General features: G+C 29.8%; 17 protein-coding genes and 1 pseudogene. 1 reads left to right on the top strand and 17 read right to left on the bottom strand.

What is annotated here, in order from left to right:
* Positions 1-28: 28 nt before the first annotated feature.
* The 13 genes from ANHYDRO_RS11440 to ANHYDRO_RS04670 all read right to left on the bottom strand — a co-directional run bounded on the left by ANHYDRO_RS11440 (position 29) and on the right by ANHYDRO_RS04670 (position 7,630).
* On the bottom strand, positions 29-124 hold the full coding sequence (locus ANHYDRO_RS11440) for a CD1845 family protein (protein WP_425265745.1): 96 nt from the start codon (positions 122-124) through the stop codon (positions 29-31).
* A gap of 247 nt (positions 125-371) precedes the next feature.
* On the bottom strand, positions 372-2,285 hold the full coding sequence (lysS, locus tag ANHYDRO_RS04630) for a lysine--tRNA ligase (protein ID WP_039914085.1): 1,914 nt from the start codon (positions 2,283-2,285) through the stop codon (positions 372-374).
* Positions 2,286-2,293: 8 nt separating this feature from the next.
* A complete protein-coding gene (gene greA, locus ANHYDRO_RS04635) occupies positions 2,294-2,767 on the bottom strand; it encodes a transcription elongation factor GreA (RefSeq protein WP_004814098.1) in 474 nt (157 codons plus the stop codon).
* A gap of 4 nt (positions 2,768-2,771) precedes the next feature.
* Positions 2,772-3,737 (bottom strand): tRNA dihydrouridine synthase DusB, encoded by a 966-nt coding sequence (gene dusB, locus ANHYDRO_RS04640; protein WP_004814101.1) that lies wholly within the window; start codon positions 3,735-3,737, stop codon positions 2,772-2,774.
* On the bottom strand, positions 3,715-4,506 hold the full coding sequence (locus tag ANHYDRO_RS04645) for a type III pantothenate kinase (RefSeq protein WP_004814104.1): 792 nt from the start codon (positions 4,504-4,506) through the stop codon (positions 3,715-3,717). The genes dusB and ANHYDRO_RS04645 overlap by 23 nt, the downstream gene beginning before the upstream one ends.
* 72 nt (positions 4,507-4,578) lie before the next feature.
* Entirely contained in the window at positions 4,579-5,073 is a 495-nt protein-coding gene (locus ANHYDRO_RS04650; RefSeq protein WP_004814105.1) for a DUF5673 domain-containing protein, read from the bottom strand.
* A gap of 92 nt (positions 5,074-5,165) precedes the next feature.
* The gene (hpt, locus tag ANHYDRO_RS04655) at positions 5,166-5,717 is read right to left on the bottom strand and encodes a hypoxanthine phosphoribosyltransferase (protein WP_039914088.1); all 552 of its coding nucleotides are present in this window, start codon (positions 5,715-5,717) and stop codon (positions 5,166-5,168) included.
* A gap of 19 nt (positions 5,718-5,736) precedes the next feature.
* Complete coding sequence (locus tag ANHYDRO_RS10570) at positions 5,737-5,868, bottom strand: tRNA lysidine(34) synthetase TilS C-terminal domain-containing protein (protein ID WP_316244740.1); 132 nt, start codon at positions 5,866-5,868, stop codon at positions 5,737-5,739.
* Positions 5,865-6,290, bottom strand: a complete 426-nt coding sequence (locus ANHYDRO_RS10575; RefSeq protein ID WP_004814110.1) for a hypothetical protein — start codon at positions 6,288-6,290, stop codon at positions 5,865-5,867. The genes ANHYDRO_RS10570 and ANHYDRO_RS10575 overlap by 4 nt, the downstream gene beginning before the upstream one ends.
* Positions 6,291-6,334: 44 nt before the next feature.
* Entirely contained in the window at positions 6,335-6,703 is a 369-nt protein-coding gene (locus tag ANHYDRO_RS10580) for a tRNA lysidine(34) synthetase (protein WP_244261641.1), read from the bottom strand.
* Positions 6,704-6,731: 28 nt separating this feature from the next.
* The gene (locus ANHYDRO_RS10585; protein ID WP_004814112.1) at positions 6,732-7,103 is read right to left on the bottom strand and encodes a PP-loop family protein; all 372 of its coding nucleotides are present in this window, start codon (positions 7,101-7,103) and stop codon (positions 6,732-6,734) included.
* Positions 7,075-7,392: an FtsB family cell division protein gene (locus ANHYDRO_RS04665; RefSeq protein WP_004814114.1), complete on the bottom strand. Its 318-nt coding sequence runs from the start codon at positions 7,390-7,392 to the stop codon at positions 7,075-7,077. The genes ANHYDRO_RS10585 and ANHYDRO_RS04665 overlap by 29 nt, the downstream gene beginning before the upstream one ends.
* On the bottom strand, positions 7,385-7,630 hold the full coding sequence (locus ANHYDRO_RS04670) for an RNA-binding S4 domain-containing protein (protein ID WP_004814116.1): 246 nt from the start codon (positions 7,628-7,630) through the stop codon (positions 7,385-7,387). The genes ANHYDRO_RS04665 and ANHYDRO_RS04670 overlap by 8 nt, the downstream gene beginning before the upstream one ends.
* A gap of 100 nt (positions 7,631-7,730) precedes the next feature.
* On the opposite strand from ANHYDRO_RS04670, the gene ANHYDRO_RS04675 reads away from it, so the two are divergent.
* Positions 7,731-8,774: a DNA polymerase IV gene (locus ANHYDRO_RS04675; protein ID WP_004814118.1), complete on the top strand. Its 1,044-nt coding sequence runs from the start codon at positions 7,731-7,733 to the stop codon at positions 8,772-8,774.
* 72 nt (positions 8,775-8,846) lie between these two features.
* On the opposite strand, the gene recA is transcribed toward ANHYDRO_RS04675, so the two are convergent.
* The 4 genes and pseudogenes from recA to ANHYDRO_RS04700 form a co-directional block, all read right to left on the bottom strand.
* The gene (recA, locus tag ANHYDRO_RS04680; protein ID WP_004814119.1) at positions 8,847-9,869 is read right to left on the bottom strand and encodes a recombinase RecA; all 1,023 of its coding nucleotides are present in this window, start codon (positions 9,867-9,869) and stop codon (positions 8,847-8,849) included.
* Positions 9,870-9,893: 24 nt separating this feature from the next.
* Positions 9,894-10,424, bottom strand: coding sequence for a CDP-diacylglycerol--glycerol-3-phosphate 3-phosphatidyltransferase (gene pgsA, locus ANHYDRO_RS04685; protein ID WP_004814121.1), 531 nt, complete (start codon positions 10,422-10,424; stop codon positions 9,894-9,896).
* Position 10,425: 1 nt separating this feature from the next.
* Positions 10,426-12,682: pseudogene (locus ANHYDRO_RS11445) on the bottom strand (DNA translocase FtsK).
* A gap of 162 nt (positions 12,683-12,844) precedes the next feature.
* On the bottom strand, positions 12,845-14,953 hold the full coding sequence (locus ANHYDRO_RS04700) for a polyribonucleotide nucleotidyltransferase (RefSeq protein ID WP_004814126.1): 2,109 nt from the start codon (positions 14,951-14,953) through the stop codon (positions 12,845-12,847).
* Between the last annotated feature and the right edge of the window lie 45 nt (positions 14,954-14,998).

Consider the following 14,998-nt stretch of genomic DNA (forward strand, 5'->3'; position numbering starts at 1 on the left):
GTCTACGATTGTCTAATATTTATTTTCTTTAAATTGATTTTATTGTATAGTTTAATAATTCTAATAATCCAATAACATATACACCTAATTTAGGTAATCCAAATGGACTAAATAAAATGCTAATATTAGTGCTTCAATTACAATTTGCTTGTCTCCTTGAAAATGCTAGCTAATCCAATTATAAAAATCAAAGTAGAAACTACGCTTAACAACGCAGTACTCAAACTTAATATGAAGGTTAAAAAAGCTATGAGCAAACCCAACACTAATCTTATCGGTAATAAAATTATTCTAATTATCCATCTCATACATACTCCTAAAAATTAAACTGGGATTCATAACAAACCCCAGTTTCATAATTAGCGTGTCCTTTAATATAATTTTGATCCTGCTGGAATATTATCATCCAACATTATTAAGTTAAGTTTTTCTTCTCCGTCGTACTCACAAATTGCAGATATAATCATACCTTCTGAGTCGATTCCCATCATCTTACGTGGAGGAAGATTACAAATCGCAAGCAATGTCTTTCCAATTAAGCTCTCTGCACTGTAATATTCCTTAATACCAGATAAAATAACTCTTTCTTTTTCAGAACCATCATCTAATGTAAATTTCAATAGTTTTTTTGACTTAGGAACTTCTTCGCAGTTTTTGACTTTTACAACTCTAAAATCAGATTTTGAGAATGTATCAAAATCAACCATATCTTCAAATAATGGCTCTACTTTTACTTTTGAAAAGTCGATTTTTTCTGTCGTAAGTTTGTCGTAAGTTTCGTAAGTTTCTTTTGACGAATCCCCATTTTCTGCCTTTTCTAAGCCTATTGGCTTCATTGTTGGGAAAAGTAGGACGTCTCTTATTGAATGTTGACCTGTAAGAATCATAATTAACCTATCAATTCCAATTCCAAGTCCACCTGTTGGAGGCATACCAACTTCAAGAGCATTTACAAAATCATAATCCATCATTTGAGCTTCGTCATCGCCTGCTTCTCTTTTTGCTACTTGGTCTAAAAATCTTTCTTTTTGATCAACAGCATCATTTAATTCTGAAAAGGCATTTGCAATTTCTGAACCATTTATAAAGGCTTCAAACCTATAAGTTAAGCTAGGATCATCATTTTTTCTTTTTGCAAGTGGTGAAATTTCTACTGGATAATCCACTATAAATGTAGGTTGGATAAGTTTATCTTCAACAAATTCATCGAAAAATTCTGCAATGATTTCGCCTCTTGAATCCTTAACTTCTACATCTTTTTCTTTAGCAATTTTTACTGCATCTTCGTACTCTGTAATTTCGTTAAAGTCTACTCCAGAGTATTCTTTTACGGCATCAATCATAGAAACTCTTCTCCAAGGAGCCTTAAGTTCTATTTCATTTCCGTCAAATTCAACAACTGTAGATCCTTTAACTTTATTTGCTACATCTTCTACCATAGTTTCTGTGATTTCCATCATATCTTCAAAATCACCATAGGCTTGGTATAATTCCATAGTTGTAAATTCTGGGTTATGGGTAGCATCCATTCCTTCATTTCTAAACATTCTGCCTATTTCATAAACCTTATCGAATCCACCAACTATCAATCTTTTTAAATAAAGCTCTGATGCAATTCTTAAATACATTCCTATATCTAAACTATTGTGGTGAGTTATAAATGGTCTTGCTGTAGCTCCACCTGCTATGGTATTTAAAATTGGAGTTTCTACTTCCAAGAAACCTCTGTTTTCTAAAAATCTTCTGATTTCTGAAATTATTTTACTTCTTAAAACAAAAACATTTTTTACTTCTGGATTTACGATTAAATCAACATATCTTTGCCTATATCTAATATCAGGATCTTTTAATCCGTGCCATTTTTCTGGTAAAATTTGTAAAGATTTAGTCAATAAATCTGCATGTTCTGTTTCAATTGAAACTTCTCCTTGGTTGGTTTTAAAAACTTTACCTTCAATTCCAATCAAATCTCCAATGTCATAGCCCTTTGTTTCTTTAAAATTATCACCCATAACATTTTTACGATTTACAACTTGAATTTGACCAAGAGAATCTTGCACATCCATAAAACTCATATTACCATGACCACGTCTAGCCATAATTCTACCAGCTACTCTTACAACTTTTCCTTCAAATTCTTCAAAATTATCTTTAATTTCTTTTGATAGGGTTCTATTTCTAAAATTTACAATTGCGTGAGGATTTTTACCGTCAGCTTTTAATTTTTCTAGCTTTTCTCTTCTTATTTGAAGCATTTCATTTAGGTCTTGATTTTTATTTGCCATATTCACTCCTATCTTATTTCTTTAATTGTATAATAGCACTTTCCGTTTGGTGTAGCTACTTCTACCTTATCCCCTTTTTTCTTTCCAATCAAGGCTTCACCAACTGGTGATTCATTAGAAATAAATCCTTCAAGTGGGTTAGATTCTGCAGTTCCTACAATTTTATATTCAAAATCTTCGTCAAATTCTTCATCGTGAATTAAAACTTTACTTCCTACACTTACTTCATCTTTATTTGTAGAATCTTCAAAAGTTTTTGCATGTCTTATCATATCCTCAACTTTTGCAATTCTTGATTCTACTTCACCTTGTTCATTTTTCGCTTCGTCATAATCAGCATTTTCAGAAAGGTCTCCAAATGATCTTGCTTCTTTAATTTTTTCAGCAATTTCTGGTCTTCTTTTTGTTTTTAAATATTCTAATTCGTCTTGTAGTTTTTGTAAATATTCTTTTGATAGAATTACTTCTTTTTGTTCTGTCATTTTCTCATCCTTTCAGTGTGGATTTATAATTTTCAAGCTCATCCATCACTTCATCTATTGTTTTTAATTTATTAACCAAATCACGTATTTTACTAGAATTTTCAAGTCCTTTTATATACCATGATAGGTGCTTTCTCATTTGAGTTACTACTAATTTTTCTTCTTTATATTTTAATTCCAATTTGTATTGGTCTATAAGTTGATCAATAATTTCTATAGGGCTTGGCTTACTATACTTTCCTGTTTTTATATAATCTTTTATTTCTTTAAACAAGAAAGGATTACCCATGGCTCCTCTTGCAAGCATAACTCCATCAGCTTTTGTAAGATCAATTACATTTATAAAGTCTTCTACTGAAAAAATATCCCCATTAGCTATAACTGGAATTTGTAGATTTTCTTTTAATTTTCTTATATGATCCCAATTTGCATTTCCAGAGTACATTTGATCTTTTGTTCTTGCATGTAAAATTACATAATCAATTCCTGTATCTTGGGCAATTTTTCCTATATCTAGGTAATTTATATGTTTATCATCAATTCCTAGCCTAAATTTTATATTTAATTTTTTGTCAGTAGATTTTCTCAAAGTTTTACAAATTTCCTCAACTAATTTTGGATTTGCCATAAGTTGACTTCCCTCACCATTTTTAGTGATTTTAGCCACAGGACAACCCATATTAAAGGAAATTTCTTTTGATTTTTCTATATAATTTATTTTATCTTTAATTACTTTTTCTATTACTTCAGGTTTTGATCCAAATAATTGTATGTTACAATTTTTTTCATTTTCTGAAATAAAAAGAAGATCATTAGTCTTCTTGTTATCATAATAAAGAGCATTTACTGATACCATTTCGGTAAATGTTTTGTCTGCCCCATATCTTTCTGAGATCAACCTAAAACCAACATCTGAAACTCCAGCCAAGGGAGCAAGCATTATTTGTTTATTTTTTAATTGTTCTCTCATATATTAATCTTAAGCCTTCTAAAGTAAGATCATTTTCTACTATTTCTATATATCTTGATTCTGATGCCAAAAGTTCTGAATAGCCTCCTGTTGAAACTATTTTTATTTCTTCTTTTGATATCTTCTCTTTTTTTATAATTTCTTTTATTAGTTGTTCGATTATTCCATCTATTAGACCAATATATCCAAAAATCATTCCAGCATTTATAGCCTCTGTTGTGCTTTTTGCAATGGCTGTTTTTGGATCATGAAGTTCAATTCTTGGAAGTTGTGCTGTTCTATTTATCAAAGCATCAAGACTTGTTTTAAGTCCCGGGGCAATTGATCCTCCCAAGTATTGGCCTTTTTTATTTACAACATCAAAGGTTGATGCCGTTCCAAGATCTACTACTATAGTAGGTCCACCATACATTTCATAAGCTGCAACAGCATCTACAATCCTATCAGCTCCAACTTCTCTTGGATTATCATATTTTATATCAATTCCAGTTTTTGTTCCTATTCCTACAATTATTGCTTCTCTGCCAAAAAATTTCCTATTTGCAGATTGCCAAGAATATAAAACATCTGGAGCTACTGATGAGATGATTGTATCTTCTATATTATCCTTATCAATTTTGTGGATTGCAAGAATATTATATAAAATTTGCACTAATTCATCGCTAGTTACAACTTGATTTGTAGTTATCCTAAATTTTGTTTTTAATTTCTTTTTATTGTAAACGCCAATTACTGTATTTGTATTGCCGACATCTACTACTAGTAGCATATTTTCTCCTAAATTTCTATAATCTAAACATTAACTCTTTTATGATACATCATCTTGTTGATTTTTTCAAGATTACTTGCCTAGTTTGTATTTTCTAATTAGATTATTTATTTCATTTATATCTTCTTTTTTAACTTGGGTTGATTCTTGGCTTTCTTGGTGGTCTTTTTTTGTTAATATAACTAAATTTCCACGTTCTTTATCAAAGCCCCATCTTTTTAATTGTTTATAAGTAAAGAAAGAATCATTTAATAAAATTCCGTTTTCAGCAATATATATTTTTGTCTTTGTATTTAGGAAAAATACAAGGCCCATAACTATCATTACAGATGCTGTCATCAAGGCTGATTTATTATTTGTTTTTATACCTTGGTATAGGTTTATTGCACCTGTTAAAATTAAAAGTCCAAATAAAATATACTCCATTGTACTTGATCTTTTGCCAAAGCTTTTTACCTGACCTTCTAAATTTTTCTTGGATTTAATGCTTTTAAAAAATTTATAACCAAGCCAAGCTATTAGTCCTAAATAAATTAATATTATAAATCTGTCAAATTGATTGTTCATATTTCCTCCTATTTTTTATTTTAACTTAAAAAATAAGGCTTTTTTCAAAAATGAAAGAAAGCCAAATTTTTTAAATTTTTCTAATCTTTATCTTACTCGTAAACTTCTCTTTTCAAAACTCCAATAAAGGGTAGGTTTCTATATTTTTGTTGGTAATCGAGTCCATATCCTACTACAAATTCATTTGGAATTTTAAAGCCTGACCAATCAGGTTTTATCTCTATTACCCTTCTTTCAGGTTTGTCTAATAAGGTTATAATTTTTACAGAATTTGCTCCTCTTTTTATTAGAGAATGTCTTAGGGCATCAAGAGTTCTTCCTGTATCAATTATATCTTCTACTATCAAAACTTCTTTTCCAGAAATATCAGTGTCCAAATCTTTTATTATTTTTACATTTCCTGATGATTCTGTCCCATCTTCATATGAAGATACATCCATAAATTCTAAGGTACAATTGATTTTAATACTTTTGGCAAGTTGGGCCATAAACATAATTGAGCCTTTCAAAATTCCTACAAGTACCAATTCGTTTTTGTCCTCGTAATATTCATTTACCTGATTTGCAAGTTTTTTTATCCTTTTATTTAAGCTTTCCTCATCAATTAGCACTTGGTCTATAATTTCTTCTAAATCGGTTTTCATAACTCCTCCACGCTTACCATTAAAATTTTTTACTTTTTTCACTTACCTTAAAATCCTCACTTCGTCTTTTACCCACAATAAGACAAAGCTTATCATTAATAAATAAAAGTGGAATCTTATCTCTAATATTCTTATCTACTTTTTCGTCTATAAAATAATTTTTAAGTTTTTTCTCTTACCATCTTTAAGGTAGGTAAAATAATCTCCATTTATCCTATACCTTACCTTAATTGAAATATCATCCAAATCATCAAGAGCAAAAAATTTTCTTTTCCCTTTTTCAATTTTTTTATATGTTTCATAAGATATTATACTTGTTTTAAACTTAAAAGAGTCAAAAGTTTTTTCATCATTTGTTTTCAAATATATTTCTTTTTGATTTTTCTCTTTATTTTCTTTTTCTTTTATAAAAAAGTCATAAGTCTTATAATTTTTTTGTAAGATCAAATTATTTTTTATTATTTTTTTACCAGTATCAAGGTCTGTAATTTTAAGTAACTCTTCTATATTTATCTTTGAAAAATCTTTAATATTTCCATATAAAACAAAAATAGCCCTTCTTATTAGTCTCATTTTTAAAGGATCTGATAGGTTCTCAAACTTTATTTTATCAAAACTTAATTTGTTTTTACTTTTTTTACAAGAATTTTTTCAAAAATCTCATCTTCTATATCTTTTAAGATTTCATAGTCATTTTTTGAAACTTCCGATAAATTAACCAAGGACTTTTTGAAATTAGGATTTATTTTTTCAATTTGTGGTATTATATCAAGTCTTATCTTATTTCTTGTGTAGTCTCTTTGTAAATTTGTGTAGTCTATATGGTAGTCTATCTTATTATAGTCCAAAAATTTTAGGATTTGGCTTTTTTTAAAATCCATTATGGGCCTTATTATAGGGCCATTTTTATAATCCATAGCCTTTAGGCCATCAAGGCCTGATCCTCTTATAATTCTCATAAGAACAGTTTCAGCCTGGTCATCCATATTATGGGCTACCGCAATTTTTGCATTTTTATAATTTTTTTTTAAGCGAATTAAAAAATTCATACCTTAATATTCTTCCGGCATTTTCTGATGAAATTTTTTTCTCTTTAGCATAATCATCCATAGATTTGTGGGAAACATAAGTTTTAAGAGATAATTTTTTCCCAGTTTCTATTACCAAATTCTCATCATCAATCGCATCTTTTCTATGCATATGGTTTAAGTGAGCAAGGATGATATCAATCTTATAAAAATCTTTTAACTCATTTAACAAATAGATTAAAAATTGGCTATCAGGTCCCCCACTTGCCCCAACAATTATGGTATCATTTTCTTCAATAAGCCTATGTTTTTCTACAGTATTTTTAAAGCTACTTATTATTTTCGTCTTTGTACACATACTCGTCTTTCTTAATCATTCCAAGCTTTTCTCTAGCAATTTTTTCCTTAAAGTCATCTGTGTTTCTATTTTCATAGTCTTTTTTTATAGTATCAATTTCTTTTTTTACCTTGGAAATTTTTGTATTTGTCTCGGTAATATTTTCTTTTAAACTAAGTCTTTGCCTGTTCATATTCTTATTAAAGGCTCTTGTTAGAAAAAATATTAAAATAAATACAAGAAAAACCATGATTAAAAATCTAGTATTTTTTTTAGACCTATTTTTTATATATCTTTCGTACTTATTCATCTATAACCTCAAACATCTCACCAGCATCGTTTTTCTTAGCACCATCAATTAAGTCTAAAACCTTAACCTTGAGATTTCTTTTTCCAAAGCTTACTTCTATAATATCACCAGGATTTACATTTGTACCCGCCTTGGCAATATCGCCATTGATTTTTACTCTTTCATTTAGGCAGGCATCCTTTGCAACTTGTCTTCTTTTAATTATTCTTGAATTTTTTAAAAACTTATCTATTCTCATTTAATCACCTTAGCTTATTATAACAAATATTAACCCTTTTAGTCCATTATAAAACAATTTCACAAATTATTAATTATAGTATAATGACAATGGTGATATCATGAATAAAATTTTACATATAGACTGTGATGCCTTTTATGCATCGTGTGAAGAGCTAAGAAATCCAAAATTAAAAAATCATCCCATGGCTGTGGGAGGACTTTCTAATAAATCAATAATTACAACTGCAAATTATAAGGCAAGAGAATACGGAATCCATTCTGCTATGCCAGTTTTTATTGCAAGACAACTTTGCCCAAACTTAATTATTATAAAGGTAGATAGGACTTATTATAAGGAAAAATCAAAAGAAGTTTTTGACATTATAGAATCTTATTCCCATATTAAAGAACAAGTTTCAATTGATGAAGCTTATATTTTTATTGATAATAATGAAGATAAAAAAATCATTGCAAAAAAAATTCAAAATCAAGTTTTAAAACAAACGGGTATTGGGGTTTCTATAGGAATTTCCTACAACAAGTTTTTAGCAAAACTTGCAAGTGACTGGAACAAACCCTTTGGAATTAAAGAAATTAATGAAAATGATATACCTAATATACTAGAAGACTTAGATATAAAAAAAGTCCACGGACTTGGAAATAAATCGGTTGAAAAATTAAAAGACATAGGAATATATAAAGTAAAAGACTTATTAAAATTAGACCAAGAATTTCTAGAATCTCTTTTTGGAAAACAGGGCAGATATATCTATAAGGTTATAAGAGGTGAAGATAAGAGAAAGGTTGAAACTTCTTCAAAAAGAAAATCTATAGGAAGAGAATTCACCTTTAGAAAAAATACCAAGGATATGAAAATCTTATATGCCTATATAGATGAAATTTCTAAAAAAATTGAAAATGATTTGAAAGCAAAAGATATAAAAGCCTACACTATAAATTTAAAAATAAAAACTGAATACTTTAAAACCCACACCAAATCTTTGACCCTTTCATCACCTATTTCAAAAAAAGAAGAAATTTCTGAAATTGGAAAAGATTTATTAGATCAAATTATTTCTAATGAAAAATTAAGGCTTCTTGGAATTTCTTTATCAAATTTATCAAAAAAAGATCACAAACAATTAAGCCTATTTGACAAATAAAAAACACGAACAATAGAATTTTCTATTAATTCGTGTTTATTTTTTTATTCTTCATCCTCTTGGATTTCTTCTTCATTTTTTTTCTTCTTTATTAGAATTTGGATTTATACTTTCTCTTAATTTGTTTTCAATTTCATTTAAGATATCTTCATTTTCTTCAAGATATTGTTTTACATTTTCCCTACCTTGACCGAGTTTTTCTCCATTATAAGAATACCAAGATCCAGCTTTTTCTACTATATCTTTATCAACGGCAGAATCTAAAATTACACCAGATTTAGAGATTCCTGTTCCATACATGATATCAAATTCTACAACTTTAAATGGCGGAGCCACCTTATTTTTTACAACCTTTACCCTAGTTCTATTTCCAACCATGTTATCGCCTTGTTGGATAGTTTTTATTCTTCTAATATCAAGTCTTACTGAAGAATAAAATTTAAGGGCCCTACCACCAGTTGTTGTTTCAGGATTTCCAAACATAACACCAATTTTTTCTCTTAATTGGTTGATAAAAATTACTGTTGTATTTGATTTTGAAATAATTCCTGTTAATCTTCTTAAGGCTTGACTCATAAGTCTTGCTTGAAGACCCATGTGGCTATCTCCCATTTCACCTTCAATTTCTGCTCTTGGTACAAGGGCAGCAACTGAATCGACAACAATCAAATCAACTGCAGCAGACCTTACCAAAGATTCTGCAATATCAAGTGCTTGTTCACCTGTATCTGGTTGAGCCAAAATTAATTCATCAATATTTACACCCAACCTTTTTGCATATTCAGCATCCATTGCGTGTTCTGCATCTATAAAGGCACAAGTATTGCCTAATTTTTGATCTTCAGCTATACAGTGAAGAGTGAGGGTTGTTTTACCTGAAGATTCTGGTCCAAATATTTCTATAACTCTTCCTCTTGGAAGTCCACCAACTCCAAGTGCCATATCAAGATTTATAGCTCCTGTAGGAATTACTGTAACATCTACTTTTGGAGCCTCGCCCATTTTCATTATGGCACCCTTACCATATTTTTTTTCAATATTTTTGAAAGCTTGACTTAGGGCCTTTTCTTTATCTTTATCTTTTTCGCCTGCCATATCTTTTCCTTTCTTATTTAAAATCTATATATCATCTAAATTTAATACTTTTTTATTTTTAACCAAATAATCAATTCCTGAAAATACTGTCAAAATCACTGCTACATAAAATAATACAAGTCCTATTGTATTTAGGCTAGGATTATTTACAAGTAACAAAACTGTTGATACACATTGGCTCATTGTTTTTGCTTTTCCACCCTTACTTGCGGCAATTGTAATATTGTTGCTTGCTGCAAGAGTTCTAAGACCTGTGATAATTAATTCTCTTGCAATTATCAAAATTACAGCCCAACTTGGAATTATATTTGTGGAAGTTAAAAGCACAAATCCTGCCATGGTCAAAATCTTATCTACCAAAGGATCCATAAATTTTCCAAAAGTTGTAACCAAATTTCTACTTCTTGCAAGATGACCGTCAAGGGCATCTGTTAAAGATGCAACTGCATATAAGATAGCAGCAACATTATACATTCTACCAAAAATTAAATATAATACCACAAAAACTGGCACCAAAATCATTCTTACTGTTGTAACTTTGTTTGCTATATTCATTTTACTCTCCTTCTAAATAGCTATGATCTACCAAAACTTTTCTAGGCTTACTTCCTTCATATCCACCAACAACTCCACGGGCTTCTAGCTGATCAATAATTCTTCCAGCCCTAGCATAACCAACCTTTAATTTTCTTTGTAAAAGTGAAACTGAAGCAGTGTTTTCATTAATAATAATTTCTATAGCCTCATTTATTAGTTCATCCTCATCATCATTTTCAACTACCTTAGTTTTTTCTTCCACAGTTTCCATGGCATCTTTATCATATTCTTCTTCTCGAGTTTGTTTTATATAATTTACAACTCTTAAAACTTCAGAATCTGATACAAAGGCTCCTTGGATACGCATAGGCTTCATTGCATCTGACGGAGAAAATAACATATCTCCTTTTCCTAAAAGGGTCTCTGCCCCGCTCATATCAAGAATTGTTCTTGAATCAATTTGACTTGTTACTGCAAAAGCAATTCTTGATGGAATATTTGCTTTTATTGTACCAGTTATTACATCAACTGTTGGCCTTTGGGTTGCTATAATTAAATGTATTCCACAGGCTCTTGATTTTTGGGCAAGTCTTGTAATATAATCTTCAACTTCTCCTGCAGCTGTCATCATCAAATCAGAAAGCTCGTCAATTATTATGACCACATAAGGTAATTTCTCTATTTTATCATCAATTTCTGTTAGATCTCTATAGGATGAAATATCCCTTACATGATTTTCTTCAAATAATTTGTAACGTCTTTCCATTTCCCTAATAGCCCAAAACAATGATGATGAGGCTTTTTTAGGATCTGTTATTACTGGCATAATCAAATGTGGAATTCCATTATAAATTGAAAGTTCTACAATTTTAGGATCTATTAAAAGTAATTTCACCTCGTCTGGAGAATGTTTATATAAAATTGACATAATAATTGTATTTATACAAACACTTTTTCCAGATCCTGTAGCTCCCGATACAAGAAGGTGGGGCATCTTTTCTATTGCAGAAACTTTTGGTGATCCCGATATAGATTTACCCAAAACAAAGGGTAATTCTTTATTATTTTTTATAAATTCTTCGCTTGCTATCATTTCCTTTAAGCCAACAACTTCTTTTACTGAGTTTGGAACTTCTATTCCTACATGACTTTTTCCAGGAATTGGAGCTTCTATTCTAATATCGCTTGTTGCAAGAGCAAGAGATAAGTCATCAGATAAATTTAAAATTTTTGAAACCTTGACTCCTCTTTGAGGTTTTAGCTCAAAACAAGTTACAGTAGGCCCAATATTAATTTGAACAACCTTTGATTTTATTCCAAAAGAATCAAGACACTCTTCAATTCTTTTTGCCTTATCTTTAATATCAACTTGATCAACCTCACCTTCATGGTCCCTATCATCCAAAAGATCAAGTTTTGGAAACTTATAATTTAGGGTGTATTCTTCTTTAAAAGTTTGGTCAAAATCTGATAGGTCAACTTGTTTTGACTTATAAGAATTTATCTTAGCTCTTTCAAATCTTTGGTCAAAATCATCATTTATATCTTCTTCAACATCTTCTTTTTCTACTATTTTTTTTGTAGAATTTAGATTTTCAACTTTTGGATTTGATTTTTTTCTACTTTCTTTTTTACTTTTTATTTTTTAAGTTTTTTTCTTTAAAATAAGTTTTAATTTTATTGGAAATTTTCATATATGATTTCCAAAGAATATTTCCAATAATTTGAGATTTTTCCTTTATTTTTGACAAAAAATCCTTATAGGATAAGCCTAGCATATTTTTTACTAAGGCTATCCACATAAGTATATAAAAAATAATTATTCCAGCACTTCCTATAAAAGATTCCAAGTAAAATCCAATATAAGTACCTAGAAATCCACCTGATTTTTTAAGTGAAGTCTGGGTATTTTTTATAGAAATATTTAAATTTTTGCCTAGATATTTTAGAGAAAGTATTGCCATTGTAAGAATGATTAGTATAAAAATTATATTAAATACCCTAAGATTTTCTTTAAACTTATCCCTAAAGGCAAATAGAAAGCTTGTAAAAATAAAAGCAAAAACAAAATAGGACATAAATCCAAAAATTTTGAAATTTGTATATGTAATAAAATCTCCAAGACTTCCAGTATTTGGTAGGATTAAAAAAATAAATCCTAACAAGGATATAAACATACAAAAAATAGAAAATGATTTCTTGTTGAATTTAGGATTTGGAGATTTTTTCCCATATTTAGATTTTTTTCTTTTCCTGTTATTATTTGTATTTGCCATATTCACCTCATATAAATTATATAACAAGAAGGAAAATAAATAAACTGCCTATAATTTGGCAGCCTTCTTTTTAACTTCTACAAAATTTTATTTTTGGTATAAGGTAAATTTAAAAATTCACCTTATACCATATTTTTGTAGTTAGTTTATATAATCTAAAAATTAGTCTTCTTTAGATTGTTTTTTCTCTTCTTCTATTAATAGGGCTTTTCTTGAAAGATTAATTCTTCCTTGCCTATCAATTTCTGTTACCTTTACCCTTACCTTATCACCAATTTTTAATACATCTTCAACTTTTTCTGTTCTTTTTGTATCAATTTGAGATATGTGTAAAAGTCCTTCTTTTCCAATAGCAATTTCTACAAAGGCACCAAAGTTCATTATTCTTTTTACTTCACCTTCGTAAATATCTCCAGCTTTTGGATCTGTTACAATTGATTTAATCATTTGGATAGCTTTTTTTCCACTATCTCCATCATTGCTTGCAACAGTTATATGTCCATCATCTTCTGTTTCAATTTTTACACCAGTTTCATCAATTATTTTATTAATTGTTTTTCCACCAGCACCAATTACATCCCTAACTTTTTCTGGATCTACATCGATGGAAAAAATTCTTGGAGCATATTTTGATAAATCTTCTCTTGGTTTATCAATTGCTGATGTTATTACATCAAGAATTTTAAGTCTAGCTTCATGGGCATCTGCTAAGGCTTCTTGTAAGACTTCTTTATTAATTCCAGAAATTTTCATATCCATTTGTAGGGCTGTGATACCATCTTTAGTTCCTGCAACTTTAAAGTCCATATCTCCAAGGTGATCTTCTAGTCCTTGAATATCTGTAAGAATTGAAATTGAATCTTCTTCTTTTATTAAGCCCATGGCAATTCCTGCAACAGGCTTTTTAATAGGAACTCCTGCATCCATAAGTGATAAGGTTGATCCACAAATTGAAGCTTGTGAAGATGATCCGTTTGATGATAAAACTTCACTTACAACTCTTATTGTGTAAGGAAAATCTTTTGTATCAGGTAAAACTGGAATCAAAGCTCTTTCTGCCAAGTGTCCGTGTCCTACCTCACGTCTTCCAGGTCCTCTTAGTGGTCTAATATCTCCAACACAAAATGGTGGGAAATTATATTGGTGAATATATCTTTTTGTAATTTCTTCCCTATTCATTGAATCAATTACTTGTTCTTCACCAGGTGAACCTAAAGTTAGAACTGATAAAACTTGAGTTTGACCTCTTTGGAATAAACCTGAACCATGAGCTCTTGGCAAAAGTCCAGCTTCTGCTGATAATGGACGAATTTCTTTCATCTTACGTCCATCAGGTCTAATTTTATCAATAGAAATCATTCTTCTAACTTCTTTTTTCATAATAGAATCTACAGTTTTGTGAATTTCATCTTCACTTTCTGGAAATTCTTCTAAGAAGTCTTCCCTACATTTTTCTTCAATAGCATTGATATCATCTTCTCTTTGAACCTTATCTGTTGTTCTAATAGAATTTTTAATATCTTCTGTGTACTTATCTTTTATTTTTCTTTGAAGCTCTGTCTCTACATCTTCAGCAACTTCCATTTTTTCTTTGCCGATATCATCGATAATTGTTTGGATAAAAGAGCAAATTTCTTTTATTTCTGCATGAGCTACCATCATAGCCTCAAGCATTTCATCTTCTGATAATTCATTTGCTCCAGCTTCAACCATGTTAATTGCATCAGCTGTTCCTGCAACTGTTAAATCAAGAGATGATTTTTCTCTTTGGTCCTTATTTGGATTTACAATAAATTTTCCATCCACATATCCAACAGAAACAGCTGCAACTGGTCCATAAAAAGGAATATCAGAAATTCCAAGGGCAATTGAAGCACCAATTGTTGTCATACAATCTGGTTCATTATCTTCATCTACTGAAAATGGTGTTGCAATTACTTGAACATCATTGTAAAAATTTTCTGGGAACAAAGGTCTTAAAGGTCTATCCATTTGACGAGAAATTAAAATAGCCTTATCAGATGCCTTTCCTTCTCTTTTAATAAATCCACCAGGGATTTTTCCAACTGCATAAAGTTTTTCTTGATAGTCACAAATAAGTGGGAAAAAATCTATTCCCTCTCTTGGCTTATCACTCGCTACAGCAGTAACTAATAAAATTGTATCTCCACTTCTAATGAGACATTCTCCATTAGTTTGCTCAGCAACCTTTCCAATCGTTATTGAAAGATCAGAGCCATTTTGTGACTTATATTCATAAGTTTTTTCCATTTTTTCTCCTAACTACAAAAAAGACGGGATAATTCCCGTCATATT

Source organism: Anaerococcus hydrogenalis DSM 7454 (assembly GCF_000173355.1).
GTDB lineage: Bacteria > Bacillota > Clostridia > Tissierellales > Peptoniphilaceae > Anaerococcus > Anaerococcus hydrogenalis.

Coding starts and splice junctions, on each gene's coding strand:
- lysS (WP_039914085.1), bottom strand. CDS start 2,285: ATGGCAAATAAAAATCAAGACCTAAATGAAATGCTTCAAATAAGAAGA.
- greA (WP_004814098.1), bottom strand. CDS start 2,767: ATGACAGAACAAAAAGAAGTAATTCTATCAAAAGAATATTTACAAAAA.
- dusB (WP_004814101.1), bottom strand. CDS start 3,737: ATGAGAGAACAATTAAAAAATAAACAAATAATGCTTGCTCCCTTGGCT.
- ANHYDRO_RS04645 (WP_004814104.1), bottom strand. CDS start 4,506: ATGCTACTAGTAGTAGATGTCGGCAATACAAATACAGTAATTGGCGTT.
- ANHYDRO_RS04650 (WP_004814105.1), bottom strand. CDS start 5,073: ATGAACAATCAATTTGACAGATTTATAATATTAATTTATTTAGGACTA.
- hpt (WP_039914088.1), bottom strand. CDS start 5,717: ATGAAAACCGATTTAGAAGAAATTATAGACCAAGTGCTAATTGATGAG.
- ANHYDRO_RS10575 (WP_004814110.1), bottom strand. CDS start 6,290: ATGAGACTAATAAGAAGGGCTATTTTTGTTTTATATGGAAATATTAAA.
- ANHYDRO_RS10580 (WP_244261641.1), bottom strand. CDS start 6,703: ATGGATGACCAGGCTGAAACTGTTCTTATGAGAATTATAAGAGGATCA.
- ANHYDRO_RS10585 (WP_004814112.1), bottom strand. CDS start 7,103: ATGTGTACAAAGACGAAAATAATAAGTAGCTTTAAAAATACTGTAGAA.
- ANHYDRO_RS04665 (WP_004814114.1), bottom strand. CDS start 7,392: ATGAATAAGTACGAAAGATATATAAAAAATAGGTCTAAAAAAAATACT.
- ANHYDRO_RS04670 (WP_004814116.1), bottom strand. CDS start 7,630: ATGAGAATAGATAAGTTTTTAAAAAATTCAAGAATAATTAAAAGAAGA.
- ANHYDRO_RS04675 (WP_004814118.1), top strand. CDS start 7,731: ATGAATAAAATTTTACATATAGACTGTGATGCCTTTTATGCATCGTGT.
- recA (WP_004814119.1), bottom strand. CDS start 9,869: ATGGCAGGCGAAAAAGATAAAGATAAAGAAAAGGCCCTAAGTCAAGCT.
- pgsA (WP_004814121.1), bottom strand. CDS start 10,424: ATGAATATAGCAAACAAAGTTACAACAGTAAGAATGATTTTGGTGCCA.
- ANHYDRO_RS04700 (WP_004814126.1), bottom strand. CDS start 14,953: ATGGAAAAAACTTATGAATATAAGTCACAAAATGGCTCTGATCTTTCA.